The sequence below is a fragment of the Streptomyces cyaneochromogenes genome (assembly GCF_003963535.1).
Taxonomy (GTDB): Bacteria; Actinomycetota; Actinomycetes; order Streptomycetales; family Streptomycetaceae; genus Streptomyces; species Streptomyces shaanxiensis.
This window is the reverse complement of sequence record NZ_CP034539.1, coordinates 5,850,488-5,866,100: the sequence shown is the minus strand read 5'-3', so window position 1 is coordinate 5,866,100 and position 15,613 is coordinate 5,850,488. Positions and strand designations below refer to the sequence as shown.

General features: G+C 72.9%; 13 protein-coding genes and 2 pseudogenes. 5 read left to right on the top strand and 10 right to left on the bottom strand.

The genetic code is table 11. From position 1 onward, the window contains the following. Positions 1–81: 81 nt before the first annotated feature. Complete coding sequence (locus EJ357_RS26710) at positions 82–1,119, bottom strand: EamA family transporter (RefSeq protein WP_126394108.1); 1,038 nt, start codon at positions 1,117–1,119, stop codon at positions 82–84. Between the two features lie 78 nt (positions 1,120–1,197). Here EJ357_RS26710 and EJ357_RS26705 point away from each other — a divergent pair, with 78 nt between their 5' ends. Then, positions 1,198–2,091, top strand: coding sequence for a LysR family transcriptional regulator (locus EJ357_RS26705; RefSeq protein WP_126400077.1), 894 nt, complete (start codon positions 1,198–1,200; stop codon positions 2,089–2,091). Positions 2,092–2,132: 41 nt separating this feature from the next. Here EJ357_RS26705 and EJ357_RS26700 read toward each other — a convergent pair. Next, positions 2,133–2,417 (bottom strand): annotated as a pseudogene (locus EJ357_RS26700) (DUF1349 domain-containing protein); the annotation flags it as partial. A 100-nt stretch (positions 2,418–2,517) separates the two neighbouring features. Here EJ357_RS26700 and EJ357_RS26695 point away from each other — a divergent pair. After that, positions 2,518–4,164, top strand: a complete 1,647-nt coding sequence (locus EJ357_RS26695; protein ID WP_126394107.1) for a glycoside hydrolase family 13 protein — start codon at positions 2,518–2,520, stop codon at positions 4,162–4,164. A gap of 77 nt (positions 4,165–4,241) precedes the next feature. On the opposite strand, the gene EJ357_RS26690 is transcribed toward EJ357_RS26695, so the two are convergent. Continuing rightward, a complete protein-coding gene (locus EJ357_RS26690; protein ID WP_228472611.1) occupies positions 4,242–4,907 on the bottom strand; it encodes a TetR/AcrR family transcriptional regulator in 666 nt (221 codons plus the stop codon). 160 nt (positions 4,908–5,067) lie between these two features. Between EJ357_RS26690 and EJ357_RS26685 the strand changes: the two genes are divergently transcribed. The 3 genes from EJ357_RS26685 to EJ357_RS26675 all read left to right on the top strand — a co-directional run bounded on the left by EJ357_RS26685 (position 5,068) and on the right by EJ357_RS26675 (position 8,714). Beyond that, positions 5,068–6,333, top strand: a complete 1,266-nt coding sequence (locus EJ357_RS26685; protein ID WP_228472610.1) for an oxygenase MpaB family protein — start codon at positions 5,068–5,070, stop codon at positions 6,331–6,333. 160 nt (positions 6,334–6,493) lie between these two features. Then, positions 6,494–8,005, top strand: coding sequence for an MFS transporter (locus EJ357_RS26680; RefSeq protein ID WP_126394106.1), 1,512 nt, complete (start codon positions 6,494–6,496; stop codon positions 8,003–8,005). An 85-nt stretch (positions 8,006–8,090) separates the two neighbouring features. Beyond that, a complete protein-coding gene (locus tag EJ357_RS26675) occupies positions 8,091–8,714 on the top strand; it encodes an ABATE domain-containing protein (RefSeq protein ID WP_126394105.1) in 624 nt (207 codons plus the stop codon). A gap of 229 nt (positions 8,715–8,943) precedes the next feature. Here EJ357_RS26675 and EJ357_RS26665 read toward each other — a convergent pair. The 7 genes and pseudogenes from EJ357_RS26665 to EJ357_RS26635 form a co-directional block, all read right to left on the bottom strand. Continuing rightward, positions 8,944–9,135: pseudogene (locus EJ357_RS26665) on the bottom strand (protein kinase domain-containing protein); the annotation flags it as partial. 250 nt (positions 9,136–9,385) lie between these two features. Then, entirely contained in the window at positions 9,386–10,651 is a 1,266-nt protein-coding gene (locus tag EJ357_RS26660) for an ArgE/DapE family deacylase (RefSeq protein ID WP_175647538.1), read from the bottom strand. Between the two features lie 80 nt (positions 10,652–10,731). After that, the gene (locus EJ357_RS26655; RefSeq protein ID WP_407698416.1) at positions 10,732–12,165 is read right to left on the bottom strand and encodes a sensor histidine kinase; all 1,434 of its coding nucleotides are present in this window, start codon (positions 12,163–12,165) and stop codon (positions 10,732–10,734) included. Beyond that, positions 12,166–12,921 (bottom strand): response regulator transcription factor, encoded by a 756-nt coding sequence (locus EJ357_RS26650; RefSeq protein WP_126394104.1) that lies wholly within the window; start codon positions 12,919–12,921, stop codon positions 12,166–12,168. Positions 12,922–13,062: 141 nt separating this feature from the next. Further along, the gene (locus EJ357_RS26645; RefSeq protein ID WP_126394103.1) at positions 13,063–13,671 is read right to left on the bottom strand and encodes an FMN reductase; all 609 of its coding nucleotides are present in this window, start codon (positions 13,669–13,671) and stop codon (positions 13,063–13,065) included. Further along, positions 13,668–14,762, bottom strand: a complete 1,095-nt coding sequence (locus EJ357_RS26640; protein WP_126394102.1) for an LLM class flavin-dependent oxidoreductase — start codon at positions 14,760–14,762, stop codon at positions 13,668–13,670. Before EJ357_RS26640 ends, EJ357_RS26645 begins: the two co-directional genes overlap by 4 nt. Before the next feature lie 214 nt (positions 14,763–14,976). Beyond that, positions 14,977–15,567 (bottom strand): TIGR03086 family metal-binding protein, encoded by a 591-nt coding sequence (locus EJ357_RS26635; RefSeq protein ID WP_126394101.1) that lies wholly within the window; start codon positions 15,565–15,567, stop codon positions 14,977–14,979. Between the last annotated feature and the right edge of the window lie 46 nt (positions 15,568–15,613).

Genomic DNA, 15,613 nt, shown 5'->3' with positions numbered 1-15,613 from the left:
AAGCCGACCCCGGAGCCACTCCCATTGGTTCCGTTCCCATTGGTTCCGTTCCCGTTGATGCCGTTTCCATTGATGCCGTCCTCATCGAAGCCCTCCCCGTCGAAGCCGTCCTCCTCGAATCTGTTCCACGCTCGGGGCGTTGAGCTGCGCCGCGAGCAACGCGGCCAGCGCCAGGACGAACCCAAGGCTCTGCGGCACACTCAGCGACTCCCCCAGCGCGATGCCGACCACGGCCGCGACCAGCGGAGACAGCAGCACCAGCGGTGCGGACGCGCCGACCGGCAGCCGTCCGATCCCGCGGAACCACAGCGTGTGCGCGATCAGCCCTCCCACGCTGCCGAGCCACAGGTAGCCGACGGCCGCTCCGGCGTCGATCCCCGGCGGCGGCCCCTCGATCGCGAGGGCGAGCGGGAGCAACAGCAGGCCACCGGCGGTCAGTTGCCAGCCGGCCAGGGTCAGCGGGCCGGCCCCCGCGGGACGCCCCCAGCGCTTCATGAGGACGATTCCTGCCGCCATGGCGGCCGTACCGCCGAGGCCGGCGAACACGCCCACGGCGTCCAGTCGGGCCGCCGGACCTAGCACGACGAGCCCGACCCCGACCACACCGATCACCCCCCAGCTCCATCGCCAGAGCGTCGGCCGGTCGTGGAGCACCGCGATGGCCAGCCCGGCGACCAGCAGTGGCTGGGTGGCGCCGAGGGTGGCGGCGACGCCGCCGGGGAGTCGTTGGGCGGCCACGAACAACAGGGGGTACAGGGCACCGATGTTGAGCACGCCGAGGACGGCTGCCTTCCACCACCAGTCCCCACGCGGGAGCACACGGGCGATCGCCAGCCCGAGCAGCCCGGCGGGCAGGGCGCGCATCAGCGCGGAGAAGAGCGGATGCCCGGGCGGGAGCAGTTCCGTGGTCACGGCGTAAGTGGTGCCCCAGGACGCCGGAGCGAGCGCGGTCAGTGCGACGACCGCCGCCTGCTGAGCGGGCGAGGCGCGCACCGGTGGCCCCGGTGGCCGTTCGGCCAAGGTCTGCGGGCTCTGCGGGCTCTGCGGGCTCTGCGGGCTCTGCGGGCTCTGCGGGCTCTGCGAGCTCTGCGAGCTCTGCGGGCTCTGCGTTTTCTGCATGTCGGGCAGTCTCGACGGCACGCTTCATGAATCCAACGCATGCTTGTCATCGCAGCCATGAAGCAGAACGATGACTCCGTGGATCTCCAGCAGATGCGGTACGTCGTGGCCGTCGCCGAAACCCGCAACTTCACCCGTGCCGCGGAGCGCTGCGACGTGGTGCAGTCGTCGCTGAGTCACCGGATCGCCGGCCTGGAGCGGGAGCTCGGGGTCAGGTTGTTCGCCCGCTCCAGCCGCCGCGTAGAGCTGACCAGCGCCGGAGCGGCGTTCGTCGTCCGCGCGCGCGAGTGCCTGGCCGCCGCCGACGGCGCGGTCGCCGACGCCGCCGCCGCGACCGGCGTGGTGCGGGGCCGGCTCGCCGTCGGCGTGATCGTGACCGCGGCCGCCGTCGACGTACCGGAACTGCTGCAGCGCTACCGCGCCCGGCATCCGGACGTCCGCGTCTTCCTCCGTTCCGGACGCAGCGACGACATGGCCGCCGCGGTCCGCGGCGGTGACCTGGACATCGCCTTCCTCGGTCTGCCCGAGGGAGAGCCGCCCTCCGGTGTGGAGACCGTCGTCCTCGATCACGACGCGCATGTGCTGGTCGTGCCGGCCGGGCACCGGCTCGCGGGGTCCGCACGGGTCGGACTGCGGGAGATCGCCGACGAGACGTTCGTGGACTTCGTGGCCGGGACACCCGCCCGGGACCAGTCCGATCAGGCGTTCGCCGCCGCGGGTCTGGTCCGCGACGTCGCCTACGAGGCAGGCGTCGTCGAGCTCATCACCCGGCTCGTCGCGCGTGGGCTCGGCGTCGCGCTGCTGCCGTCGGCGTACATCCGGCCGCTGGCCGCCGACGACCCCGGGCTGGCGCTGGTGCCGGTCGTCGACGGTCCGCGGCGCGTCGAGTATCTGGCGTGGAGCCGGTTCAACCCCAGCCCGGCCACCCGGGCGATGCTCGACGTCCTCGGGGTCCGACGACAGGAGGGGTAACCGTCACCCCCGTCGGATGTCGCGCCCCTGGTCGGCAGCCGTCACCCCTCCGTCGGCAGAAGCAGCGCCGAGTCCGCCGCGCCCCGACCGAAGCCCGTGAACCGCACCTCCAGCCCCTCACGCTCGGGCGAGCAGCAGAAGGGGCCGGCCGTCGCCTCGGCGTCCGCAGCCAGCGGGGCCAGCCGGACCAAGCGCCAGGGGTCGTCCTCGCAGCGGGCGCGGACCGTCACCGCGTCCCCGCTGCGGCTGGCCCGCACGGTCACCAGGCGCCCCTGCCACTCGGGAACCGGTGCCACCGACCAGTCCGAGACGCCCCGGGTGACGACGGTCATGGTGCTGGTCTTCCAGCGCCGTATCGTCGCCGGGCTCACGGCCGGCGCGGCGAAGTAGACACGCCCCCCTCACCGATCAAGGAGCCCCACACCCATGTCCTCCGCCGCAGCACCGTGGTGGCGCAGCGCCGTCATCTACCAGGTCTACATCCGCAGTTTCGCCGACGGCAACGGCGACGGAGTCGGCGACATCGCCGGACTGCGCTCCCGGCTGCCGTATCTCAAGTCCCTCGGCGTGGACGCCATTTGGATCAACCCGTGGTACAAGTCGCCGATGGCGGACCACGGTTACGACGTGGCCGACTTCCGCGAGATCGACCCGCTCTTCGGCACCGTGGCCGAGGCGGAGCGGCTCATCGAGGAGGCGCACGAGCACGGGATCCGCGTCATCCCCGACATCGTGCCCAACCACACCTCCGACCAGCATGCCTGGTTCCGGGCGGCGCTGGCCGCCGGGCCGGGCAGCCCGGAGCGCGACCGCTACGTCTTCCGTCCGGGCCGGGGCCCCGACGGCTCGGAGCCCCCCAACAACTGGGTCTCCAGTTTCGGCGGGCCCGCCTGGACCCGGCTGCCCGACGGCGACTGGTACCTGCACCTGTTCGCTCCCGAGCAGCCGGACCTGAACTGGCAGCACCCCGAGGTGCGCGCGGAGTTCGAGTCGGTCCTGCGCTTCTGGTTCAGCCGGGGCGTGGACGGCTTCCGTATCGACGTCGCCCACGGGCTGATCAAGCACCCGGAGCTCCCCGACCTGCCGCCCCGCCGGGCCCCGGTCGAGGGGCAGCCCGCGCGGCACGTCGACCATCCGCACTGGGACCGCGACGAGGTCCACGACATCTACCGCGGCTGGCGCAAGGTGGCCGACGAGTTCCCCGGCGACCGGTGCTTCGTCGCCGAGGCATGGGCGGACACTCCGGAACGGCTCGCCGCCTACGTCCGCCGCGACGGCCTGCACACCGCCTTCAACTTCGACTTCCTGATGTCCACCTGGGACCCCAAGGAGCTGCGCACCGTCATCGACGACTCGCTCGCCATGCTCGGCTCGGTGGGCGCCCCGGCCACCTGGGTCCTCTCCAACCACGACGTCGTACGCCATCCCAGCCGCTACGGCCGCCCGAGCCCGGCCCGGCGCTGGGTGGCCAACGACACCTACCGCGCCGAAGGCCCCCTGGACTTCGGGCTGGGCACCCGCCGGGCCCGTGCCGCGGCCCTGCTCATGCTGGCCCTGCCCGGCGGCGCCTACGTCTACCAGGGCGAGGAACTCGGCCTGCCCGAGGTCGAGGACCTGCCCGAGTCCGCCCTCCAGGACCCGATCTGGGAACGCTCCGGCCACACCCAACGCGGCCGCGACGGCTGCCGGGTCCCGATCCCGTGGTCCGGCCGGACCGCGCCGTACGGCTTCAGCCCCGACGACGCGACCGCCGCGCCCTGGCTGCCCCAGCCCGCCCACTGGGCCGAGTTCAGTGCGGCGGCGCAGACCGGCGACGCGACCTCGATGCTGGAGCTCTACCGCAGGGCCCTGCGGCTGCGGCGCGCCACCCCGGCCCTCGGCGACTCAACCCTGACCTGGCTGGACGCCCCCGAGGGAGTTCTCGCCTTCCGCCGCGAGCCCGGCTTCGTGTGTGTGGTCAACCTGTCGGCGGAGCCGTGCCCGCTGCCCGGCCACACGGCCGTGCTGCTGAGCAGCGGGCCCGTCGAGGGCGGCGTGCTGGCGCCGGACCAGGCGGCGTGGCTGGCCGTGTAGCGATCCTCGATGAGACGGAGATGAGGTGAGAGGGGTGCGGTCTGCCGCCCCCTCTCACCGTGTCTCGGGACCGCGTCTCAGGACCGCGTCCCGAACCCCTTCGCCAACAGCCCGTTGACCACCAGCCTCGCCAGTGTCTCGGCCGTGTCGGTGAGTTGTTGGGGCGAGGTGGGCTCGGGTCTGCCCAGGCGCCGGGCCAAGGGCACCTCCACCATTCCCGAGATGGGCGGGACGATGGCGAAGAACAGCACGTCCATCGGCACGGGTTCCATGCGTCCGTCGGCCACGAGCCGATCGACGATGGCTCCTAGGGTCTGCACGGTCGGGGCCATGTACTTCTCGTACAGGTAGTCCAACCGCTCGCTGTCCTGGGTGAATTCGTTGACGAGGAGCCGTCCGACCAGTGGGGCGTCCGCCGCGGTCCGGTAGAAGCCGACGATGATCCGCCGCAGCCGCTCGGCGTCGTCGAGCGAGGGATCCACCTCCGGCATGGCCGCCAGCTGCGCCCCCAGCGAGTGGTCCACCACCGCCCGCCAGAACGCCGCCTTGGACCCGTACCGGTCGTTGATGAAGTTGTGGCTGACGCCCAGGCGGCGGGCCAGCTCTCGCGCGGAGGCATGGTCGTAGCCCAGCTCCGCGAAGGCTTCGACCCCGCGCCGCAGGATGACCGCCTCGTCGGGCACCGCGGGAGCGCCCGCGCCCGGACGTCCCGGCCGCCGAGCGGATTCGGCTCTTGCACCCACCTCTGCCTCCTTCACCGCGTCGCCCCGGCCCACGCATGGTCCCGGCGTTCCGGGGCTCGCCGACACTTTACTTGACACCTGTCAGACGCAAGCTAATCTGACAGGCGTCAGGTGAATCTGACAACCGTCAGACAAGGCTTTCGTGAACCGGAGAGGGCACATGACCGCACACGACACCCGGAGCACCGTCGGAACCGACCGGCCGGTGACCCCGCGTACCGCCGGTGACCCGCTCGCCGACGCCGTCGTCGAGGAGCTGGACCGTCTGGGCACCCCCGCGCGGCAGGCCCTCGACAGGGGCCTGAGGCACGGGATGACCGGCCTCGACGGCCTGGACGAGGCGCCCCCCGACGCCGTTGTCGCGCTGCTGGAGCACCTGGAGAACGGCCCCTGCCGGGTCGACCCGCTGACGCTGCACCGGGGCGACGTCGTGAGCCTGTCGGTGCCGCCCCTGTGGTTCGGGCTCTGCTCGATCACGAGCGCGCTGGCGTACACCTCCGCGTCCCCGGACACCGCCCGGCTGCTGACCCTCGCGGGCCGGCCGGCGGACACGGCGTCGCGCCGCCTGGTGGAGACCGGCGTATGGGCGCGGCAGACCATACGGCCGGGCGGGCTGCTGCGCGGCGGGCCGGGATACCTGGCCACCGTTCGGATGCGGCTGCTTCTCGCCCGTATGCGGACCTCCGCGCTGGAGTGCGGCTGGGACAGCGCCGCCTGGGGGCTGCCGATCAGCCAGGCCGACCTGGCCCGCACCTGGCTCGGCTTCACCCTCGTGTCCTTCGAGGCCCTCGCGGCCGTCGGCATCGCCGCCGGCCGTGCGGAGGAGCGCTACCTGTACGGGTACTGGTCGTACGTCGCCCATCTCCTGGGGCTCGACCAGAGCGTCCACGGTGAGGTGGCCGACCACGCCGGCGCCCGCCGGGTGCGGGATCTCCTGGACTCCGGGACTGCGGCGCCCGACGAGAACGTACGGGCGCTGACCTCCGCGATGGTCGACGCGCAGGCGCGCGCGATGGCCGGGGCGCCGGGTGCGGTGCTGTCCGAGGAACAGGTGCGCGCGCTCATCCACAGCGTGCTCCGCGGCGCGTTCGGGGACGAGCCGGGGGAGCGCCTGGGGATCCCCGCCCCCGCCCCGACCGACCTCATGCCGCTGATCGGCAAGCTCAACGCGAGGCGCGCCACTGGCAGAACTTCTCCCCCGCCTCGGCCCAGGCGGCCCGCCGCCGGGCGCTCCAGGGCCCCGCACCCGAGCTCATCGCGGCCGTCGTCCCCGGCGGCGGCGCCGCCCGCCGGCGTCGCACGGAATCCGACCGCCGGGCTGCTCCGGCGGCCTGATGCACCTGCCGGACGGCCCCGGCCACCCGATCCACCTGACGGCCCGGGCGACTCGATCCACGTGACTGCCGAGGCCGCGCGATCAACCTGACTGCCCCGGCCGCCCGATCAACCTGACGGCCCCGGCCACTCGATCCACCTGACGGCCCAGACGGCCCGCCTCACCTGACGGCCCCCGGCGGCCCAACCCACCGGACGCCTCTCGGCCTTCCCCTCCCGCCTGTTGACACCTTCTGATCCGGAGTCTCGTCATGCCCAAAACCTCCACCGACGCCCCCGCCGGCACGGGCACCGTGTCCACGCTCCCGCCCGCCGAGGCACCGCCCCGCCATCGCTGGTGGATCCTCACCGTGATCGGCGTGGCGCAGCTGATGGTGGTGCTGGACGCGACCATCGTGAACATCGCCCTGCCGTCGGCCCAGAAGGACCTGGGCTTCTCCGACGGGGACCGGCAGTGGGTGGTCACCGCCTACGCCCTCGCCTTCGGCAGCCTGCTGCTGCTCGGCGGGCGGATAGCCGATCTCTTCGGCCGCAAGATGACCTTCCTGGTCGGCCTGGTCGGCTTCGCGGGTGCCTCCGCCGTGGGCGGCGCCGCCACCAGCTTCGAGATGCTCATCGCCGCCCGCGCCGGACAGGGCGTGTTCGGCGCCCTGCTGGCCCCCGCCGCGCTGTCCCTGCTCACCGTGACCTTCACCGACGCCAAGGAACGCGCCAAGGCCTTCGGCGTGTACGGCGCCATCGCCGGCGCGGGCGGCGCCATCGGCCTCCTGCTCGGCGGCGTCCTGACCGAGTACCTCGACTGGCGCTGGACCCTGTACGTCAACCTCGCCTTCGCGGTCGTCGCCTTCGTCGGCGGTGTGATCCTGCTGCAGCGCACCACCCGCGACAAGAACGCCAAGATCGACATCCCCGGCGCCATCCTGGTCGGCAGCGGCCTGTTCTGCCTGGTCTACGGCTTCTCCAACGCCGAGAGCCACGACTGGAGCTCCGTGGCCACCTGGGGATTCCTGGTCGCCGGTGCCGTACTGCTCGCCGCGTTCACCTGGTGGCAGACCCGCGCCGAGCACCCCCTGCTGCCGCTGCGGATCCTGCTGGACCGCAACCGCGGCGCCTCGTTCGTCTCGGTGCTGATCATCGGTGCGGGCATGTTCGGCGTGTTCCTCTTCCTCACCTACTACCTGCAGCAGAGCCTCGGCTACACGCCCATCGAGACCGGCCTGGCCTTCCTGCCCATGATCGCGGCGCTGATGGTCACCTCCACCCTCGCCACCACCGCGCTCGTCCCCCGGTTCGGCCCCAAGCCCGTGGTGCCGCTCGGCATGGGCGTCTCGGCCGCCGGCATGGTCTGGCTGACCGGCCTGGACCTCGGCAGCGGCTACGTCGCGCACATCCTGCCGCCGCTGATCGTCGCGGGCCTGGGCTTCGGCCTGGTGATGGCGCCCGCGATGAGCCTGGCCACCAGCGGCGTCGCCGCCGAGGACTCCGGTGTCGCCTCCGCCGCCGTCAACACGATGCAGCAGGTCGGCGGTTCGCTCGGCACGGCCCTGCTCAACACCCTGTTCTCCAGTGCCCTCACCGACTACCTGGCCGACAAGGACCCCAGGGACCCGGCGGCCCTCGCACAGGCCAGTCTGGAGGGCTACTCCACCGCCTACTGGTGGTCCGCCGTCTTCTTCGCGGTCGGCCTGGTCGTCAGCGTGATCCTCTACCGGCGCGGCGCACCCGCCCAGGACCCGGACGCCGCACCCGTGGTCCACATGTGAGGCCCGCCCGGCCGAGGCCGCCCCGGCCTCGCCGATCCGACGGACGGAACCCGGCGCGCCCCCCGAGTCGCGCCGGGTTCCTACCATGAGAGCCATGAAGGAGACCGTCAGCGCCACGGGGGAGCCCGTCGAGTCGCCGATCCCGCCCGCGCCGGGAGCGGAGCAGTACCCGTCGCTCGCCCTCGTCAACAGCGTGATCGCGCTGCCGGGCGGGCAGTTCGTCGACCTCCTCGGCACTCCGGCCGCGGCGAACCAGTGGCTCGTCGAGCGTGATCTCGCGCCGGTCGACGCCGGCATGCGGGAGATGTGCGCCGCGCAGCTGCGGGCGCTGCGGGAACAGATCCGTTCCCTGTTCGACTCGCGGGTCGCGGCACTGCCCGCCCTGCCCGCCGCCCTGACGGCCGTGAACGACGCGCTGACCAGGGTCCCGACGGCCCCGCTCCTGAAGTGGGACGACAAGGACGGCCCGTACCGCGCGGCCCCGCACCCCACCACCGAGATCGTCGACCACGCCCTGGCGACCCTCGCCGCCGACGCCGCCGACCTGCTCACCTCCCCCGACGCCGAACGCCTCACGGCCTGCGGCTCCGCCCCCTGCAACCGCTACCTGCTCCGGCACGGCCGCCGCCACTGGTGCTCCACCCGCTGCGGCGACCGCGCCCGCGCGGCCCGCGCCTACGCCCGCCGCACACGACCCGAGAGCGGCTGACGGTCAGGGCGCCCCGTCGTGGGACAGCCGGGCGCGTACGCCGTTGACGAGGTGCTCGACGCGTTCGTCCGTTCAGTTGTCGGCGGGCCGTACCTCGGCCGGCAGTGCGGCGGTCTGCCGCCAGGTGAGGGGCTGCGGGCGGGTTCGTGCAGGAGATACCGGCGGCCGAGAGCGACCAGAACACGTCGGCCTTCTCGTCGGCGGGCCGTCCCTTGGCCGGCTCGGGGGCGAGGTACTTGGGCTTGCCGCGCACCACGCCCGTCGTGACCGTGTGCGTCTGGGTGACGTCGCTCCACAGGGCGCGGGCGATGCCGAAGTCGGTCAGCCGGGCGATGCCGTCCTCGGTGACCAGGACGTTCTCCTGGGTGACGTCGCCGTGCACCACGCCCATGGAGTAGGACTTCGCCGGCGCGGCCGCGATCTGGCGGCCGACGGAGCCGGCGTCCTCCGGCGAGAGCGGGCCGCCTGTAGGCCACGATCTGGGCGAGGCTGCGGGCGGGGACGTACTCCATGACGATCCGGCAGGTGGCCTCGCCGCCGGCCGTCCCGTCCGGACGCGCGCACTTGACCGCGACGGTCCGCCTCACGGCCACGGGGTGTACGCAGGGTTGGTCCAACAGTGACTGTTTTCACGGGACTTCATACGGACGAGCACAGGACCCACGCCCGCGTCACTTCGTACCGACCGCCCGCAGGACCGTCACCGCCAACGTCCGTGCCACCTCCACCACTTCGGCGAGCGACACCCGCTCCCGCGCACTGTGCGCCACCCGGATGTCCCCGGGCCCGAACTGCAGGGTCGGGATCCCCGCCCCGGCATACAACCGCAGATCACTCCCGTACGGCGCCCCGCACTCCCGCAGCCCCCCGGCCCCCACGGCATCGGCGTACGCACCCCGGATCACCCCCGGCAGCGGATGCCCCTCCGGCAGCCGCCCGCTGGCGAACTGGCCGCCCGGCCAGGTCACGGTCGGCGGATGGTCCCGCAGCCACGGATCATCGGCGCACGTCTGCGCGACGCACCGCTCGAAGGCCGCCCGCGCATCCGCCGGGTCCTCCCCCAGCCGCACCCCCAACCGCCCTTCCGCGACCAGCAGATCGGGCACGCTGCTCGCCCAGTCCCCGGCGCGTACCGTCCCCACCGACAGGGCGTAGGGGATCGGGTGGTCGGCCATCAGGGGATGCGGGTCCCGGTTGCGCTCGGCCTCCAGCCGGCCCAGCGCGCGGTGCAGCGGCACATACGCGTCGATCGCGCTCACGCCCTGGTCCCGTGCACTGCCGTGCGCCGCCTTGCCGGGCACGGCGATACGGAAGGTCAGCGCGCCGGCGTTGGCGGTGACGAGGGTACCGCCGGTCGGCTCGGTGATGACGCAGACGTCGCCCCGGTGGCCGCGCCGCAGCGTGCCGAAGGCGCCGAGGCCGCCGTCCTCCTCGCCCACGACGAAGTGCACACCGACCCGCCCGCGCAGCCGCACCCCGGCGGCCCGTATCGCGGACAGCGCGGCGAGGTGGGCCACCAGGCCGGCCTTCATGTCACAGGCGCCCCGGCCGTGGACGACGTCGCCGGTCACCCTGGGCACGAACGGATCGCCGTCCCAGGCGTCCGGGTCCCCCGGCGGTACGACGTCGACGTGGCCCTGGAGGACGAAGGTCGGCCCGTCGCCGCCGTCCGGCGTGGTTCCGACCAGCCCCCAGGCCTCCTCCCGCTCCGCCTCCGCCCCCGGAAAGCGGGGGTGCGCGCGCAGCGCGTCCAGGTCCATGGACCACAGGTCGACATCGAGCCCGAGCCGTTCCAGCCGCCCCGCCAGCAGATGCTGAAGCTCCGACTCGGCCGCGCTCCCGGTCACGCTCGGCACCGCGATCAGCTCCAGCAGCGTCCGCCCGATCCAGGCCTCGTCGATCTCCGCCAGGACGGTGCCCTCCACGTCACTCAGCACGATGACGTTCCTCCCCTCAAGGACAGCGGTTCAAGCAACGCCTCCCAGGCGCCCGCCCAGGCGTGCGCTCAGGCATCCGCTCAGGCATCCGCCCAGGCGGAACCCCCCACCGTGAACCCGATCACCGACCCGCCCCCGTCCCGCCGGAAGGCGAACGGCGCTCCCCCGTGCGACAGCGCCACCTCCCGCACGATGGACAGCCCGAGCCCCGACCCGGGCAGCGACCGCGCGTCGGCGGCCCGGTAGAAGCGGTCGAAGACCCGGATCAGGTCGTCCTCGGCGATGCCCGGCCCCCGGTCGAGGACCTCGACACGGACCGTGCCGGGGATGGCGGGACCGGCGACGTTGATCTCGATCGGCGCCCCGCCGTCCCGGTCGAACTTCGCCGCGTTCTCGACGAGGTTGGTCACCGCGCGCTGCAGCATCCCCGGCCGCCCGTCCGTCGTCGTCTCGCCGCTCGCGCGGACCACGATCCGCCGCCCGGTACGCCGCCGGGCGAGCCCCGCGACATCCTCGGCGATCTCGGCGAGGTCCACCCGCTGGACCGGCCCGGTGTCGGACTGCCCGGCGGCCAGGTCGACCAACTCGTTGACGAGATCGGTCAGTTCGCGGGCCTCCTGGCCCAGGTCGGCCACCAGTTCGTCGCGGGTGGCGGGGGGCAGTTCGTCGATACGGCGCAGCAGGGAGATGTTGGTACGCAGGGAGGTCAGCGGCGTACGCAGTTCGTGCCCCGCGTCCTGCACCAGGCGCCGCTGGTCCTCCTCCGACTGCGCCAGCCGCCCCAGCATGCGGTCGAAGGCCCGGCCCAGTCGGCCCACCTCGTCGTATCCGGTGACCGGCACCTGGATGCCGAGCCGCCGGGTGCGGGCGACGTCCTCGGCGGCCGTGGTGAGGACGACCAGGCGGCGGGTGATGCGCCGGGCCAGCCACCAGCCGAAGAGCCCCGCGAGCGTGACGACGGCCGCCATCAGCAGCAGGGTCCGCTGCTGCAGCGCCCGCAGCAGGTCCTCGGTGTCGCTGAACTCCTGGGCCACCTGCACCGCGCCCCGCCCGCCGCCGAGCGCGACGGTGGCGACGCGGTAGACGTCGCTGCCGACACCGACGTCCCGGTACTGGACCATCCGCCCGGCCGTCGCGTCGGCCGCGATCCGCCGGTCGCCGGCCGTGACCGGCAGCCCCGGCCGGCCCGGGTCGACGATGGCACCGTCCGGGCCCAGCACCTGCACATCGGTACGGGCGGGCCGTACGAGATCGTGCCCGGGCGCCGACGACGAGAAGTCCTCCGGCGTCATCGGCCGCTGCCGCACCTCGCCCCGCAGATCCTGCACGACCTCGTCGAACACGGACTCCTGGTCCACCCGCACCAGCCGCGCGGCGGCGGTGTACGACAGCAGGCCGACCAGGACGGTGACCGCGGCGGTCACGGCCGCGAACGACACGGCGAAGGTGGTGCCCAGTCCCGATCTGCGCCGCCCCGTCAGCAGCCGTTCGAGCCGACGGCGGACCGAGCCCACTCAGTCCTCCCGCAGCACGTAACCCACCCCGCGCACCGTGTGGATCAGCTGCGGTGCGCCGGGTTCGTCGAGCTTGCGGCGCAGATAGCCGACGTAGACGGCGAGGTTCTTGGAGCCGGGGCCGAAGTCGTAGCCCCAGATGCGGTCGTAGATCGTGGAGTGGTCGAGGACGATGCCGGCGTTGCGGACCAGCAGCTCCAGCAGCTCGAACTCGGTCCGCGTCAGCTCCAGCTCCCGCGCGCCCCGCCAGGCCCGCCGCGCCTGCGGGTCCATCCGCAGCCCGGCCGCCTGGATCAGCCGGTCGGACGTCGCGGGCGTCCCGGGTGTCTCGGGCGTCTCGGGGGTCTCCGAGGTCTGCTTCGGTACGCCGGCGAGGGGGCCGTTCACCTCGCTGGTGCGGCGCAGCAGCGCGCGCAGCCGGGCGAAGACCTCCTCGACGTCGAAGGGCTTCACGACGTAGTCGTCGGCGCCCGCGTCCAGACCGGCGATCCTGTCCTGGGTCTCCACGAGCGCCGTCAGCATCAGGATCGGGGTGCGGTCGCCCTCGGCGCGCAGCACCCGGCAGACCTGGAGCCCGTCGATGCCGGGCATCATCACGTCCAGCACGAGCACGTCCGGCGGCGTGCGATGGGCCTGCGCCAGCGCCTCGACGCCGTCGGCGACCGCGGTGACCCGGTAGCCCTCCAGGGTCAGCGCGCGTTCCAGCGCGTTGCGGATGGCGCGGTCGTCTTCGGCGAGGAGAACAGTCTGGGGCACGCGTTCATACTGCCAAGGCCTCCGGCGGTTCGGCCGGGTGAGCGAGCTTACGATCACCCTTCTTACTGGGCTCTCACCGTCACATGGCCGCCCCTGGGGGCCCCGCCCCCAGGCCCCCGTTCGGCCTGAACGGCCTCGCCATCAAGCGCCGGACGGGCTTGAGAGTGCCGCCAACTGCTCGGCGAACGGCACCACCACGAGGTCGTCCTCGGCTGCCGCCCTGACCCCCGACAGCCCCCGCATCAGCCCCGCCAGCTCCCCCGCGGCCCGCTCGATCCGCCCGTCCAGCCCCTGCGCGCCCCAGTCCTCCGAGGCGGCGTACACCCCGGTCGGGACGACCACGGCGCGCAGATGGGCGAAGAGCGGACGCAGCGCGTGCTCCAGGACCAGGGAGTGACGGGCGGTCCCGCCGGTCGCGGCGATCAGCACCGGCATCCCGGTCAGCGCGTCCTTGTCGATCACGTCGAAGAACGACTTGAACAGCCCGCTGTACGACGCCGAGAAGACCGGCGTGACGACGATCAGCCCGTCCGCCGAGGTCACCGAGTCGATGGCGGCGGCCAGCCGCCGCCCCGGAAAACCGTTGGTGAGGTTGTGCGCGATCTCCACCGCGAGGTCGCGCAGCTCGACGACCTCTACGGCCTCGATGTCCACGTCGGCCCGCCGGCCGACCGCCGCCGCCAGCCGGTCGCCCAGCAACCGCGTGGACGACGGCACACTCAGCCCCGCCGACACGACGACGAGCCTCATGCGACGGTCACCTCCTCGGACTGCTTCTTCGCGAGCAGGGAAGCATGCGTGGGCGCGTCCGGCACCCCGGCGGGCCGCCCGGCCGCGAACTCCTTGCGCAGCACCGGCACGACCTCCTCGCCGAGCATGTCGATCTGCTCCAGGACGGTCTTCAGCGGCAGCCCGGCGTGGTCGACGAGGAAGAGCTGGCGCTGGTAGTCGCCCGCGTACTCGCGGAAGGCCAGGGTCTTCTCGATGACCTGCTCCGGCGTGCCGACCGTCAACGGCGTCTGGTCCGTGAAGTCCTCCAGCGACGGCCCGTGCCCGTACACCGGCGCGACGTCGAAGTAGGGCCGGAACTCGCGGATCGCGTCCTGGGAGTTGCGGCGCATGAAGACGTGCCCGCCCAGCCCGACGATCGCCTGCTCGGGCGTGCCGTGCCCGTAGTGCGCGTACCGGGTCCGGTACAGCTCGACCATCCGCTTGGTGTGGTCGGCCGGCCAGAAGATGTTGTTGTGGAAGAAGCCGTCGCCGTAGTACGCGGCCTGCTCGGCGATCTCCGGCGAGCGGATGGAGCCGTGCCAGACGAACGGCGGTACGTCGTCCAGCGGCCGGGGCGTGGACGTGAAGCCCTGCAGGGGCGTGCGGAACTTCCCCTCCCAGTTCACGACGTCCTCGCGCCACAGCCGGTGCAGCAGGGCGTAGTTCTCGACGGCGAGGTTGATGCCCTGCCGGATGTCCTGCCCGAACCACGGATAGACCGGCCCCGTGTTCCCGCGCCCCATCATCAGGTCCACCCGGCCGTCGGCCAGGTGCTGGAGCATGGCGAAGTCCTCGGCGATCTTCACCGGGTCGTTGGTGGTGATGAGGGTGGTGGCGGTGGAGAGGATCAGCCTCTCGGTCCGCGCCGCGACGTAGCCGAGCATCGTCGTCGGGGACGACGGCACGAACGGCGGGTTGTGGTGCTCACCGGTCGCGAAGACGTCGAGCCCGACCTCCTCGGCCTTCAGCGCGATGGCGACCATGGCCTTGATGCGGTCGCGCTCGGTCGGCGTACGGCCCGTCGTGGGGTCCGGCGTGACGTCGCCGACGCTGAAGATCCCGAACTGCATGGTCGCTCACCCTCCAGGTTGTTGACCGTTCAACTATACCTGGAGAACGGAGAGCGGGCGGGGGCTATTCCCGGATCGCCGGGACACTTCCGGTGCGGGGCCCTGCCGGGGCTGCTCGCGGGGCGGGTTCCTGCCGGGCGCGGCTCCCTGCCGGGGCTACATGCGGGGCGGGTCCATGCCGGACGCTGCTCGCGGCGCGGATTCCTGCCGGGTGCTACGCCCATTGGGGATCCCTGCCGGTCCGCGCGAGCAGCCGCTCGAACGGTGACGCGCCCTCGGCCTCCGGCACCGGCTCCCCGAACACCCCCATCTTCCGGGCGGTCGGCGCCAGCTCGTCCACCGCGCCGGTCAGCTCCGCCACGACCGCCTCGTCGGCACCCGGGTAGTCCTGGCCCGTCGCCCGCGCCAGGTCCCACACATGCACGGTCAGATCGAGCAGCGCCATCGAGCCGACCAGCCGCGCGGGCATGTTCATCCCGCCGGTCGTCCCGTCCTCCGCACCGGGCGCGGACCAGGCCGCCACCAGCCGGTCCGCCTCCTTCACGAGCCGCTCCCGCCACTCGGGGCCCGCGGCGACCCGGTCGGGGGTCTCACCGAAGTCCGACGCCTCCTTCGCGGCCAGCCGCTGGAACTGCACGATCACCTGGAAGAGGTGGTTGACCAGGGCTTTCACGTCGTACTCGGCGCACGGCGTGGGAGCGGAGAGGGCGGCGTCCCCGATCCCGCGAACCACCGGAACGGCCCGTTCACGCGCCATGCCCAGCAGCTCACCGATGCCGTACGTCGTCACAGGGTTGGTGTCCATGCCCCGACCGTAGGTACATCCTGGGCTGCCCCTCTTGAAGAAACGC

Bases quoted from the DNA above. Each gene is read 5' to 3' on its own strand.
- EJ357_RS26645 (WP_126394103.1), bottom strand. From the start codon at position 13,671: ATGAGGCTCGTCGTCGTGTCGGCGGGGCTGAGTGTGCCGTCGTCCACG.
- EJ357_RS26695 (WP_126394107.1), top strand. From the start codon at position 2,518: ATGTCCTCCGCCGCAGCACCGTGGTGGCGCAGCGCCGTCATCTACCAG.
- EJ357_RS26680 (WP_126394106.1), top strand. From the start codon at position 6,494: ATGCCCAAAACCTCCACCGACGCCCCCGCCGGCACGGGCACCGTGTCC.
- EJ357_RS26685 (WP_228472610.1), top strand. From the start codon at position 5,068: ATGACCGCACACGACACCCGGAGCACCGTCGGAACCGACCGGCCGGTG.
- EJ357_RS26635 (WP_126394101.1), bottom strand. From the start codon at position 15,567: ATGGACACCAACCCTGTGACGACGTACGGCATCGGTGAGCTGCTGGGC.
- EJ357_RS26640 (WP_126394102.1), bottom strand. From the start codon at position 14,762: ATGCAGTTCGGGATCTTCAGCGTCGGCGACGTCACGCCGGACCCCACG.
- EJ357_RS26710 (WP_126394108.1), bottom strand. From the start codon at position 1,119: ATGCAGAAAACGCAGAGCCCGCAGAGCTCGCAGAGCTCGCAGAGCCCG.
- EJ357_RS26675 (WP_126394105.1), top strand. From the start codon at position 8,091: ATGAGAGCCATGAAGGAGACCGTCAGCGCCACGGGGGAGCCCGTCGAG.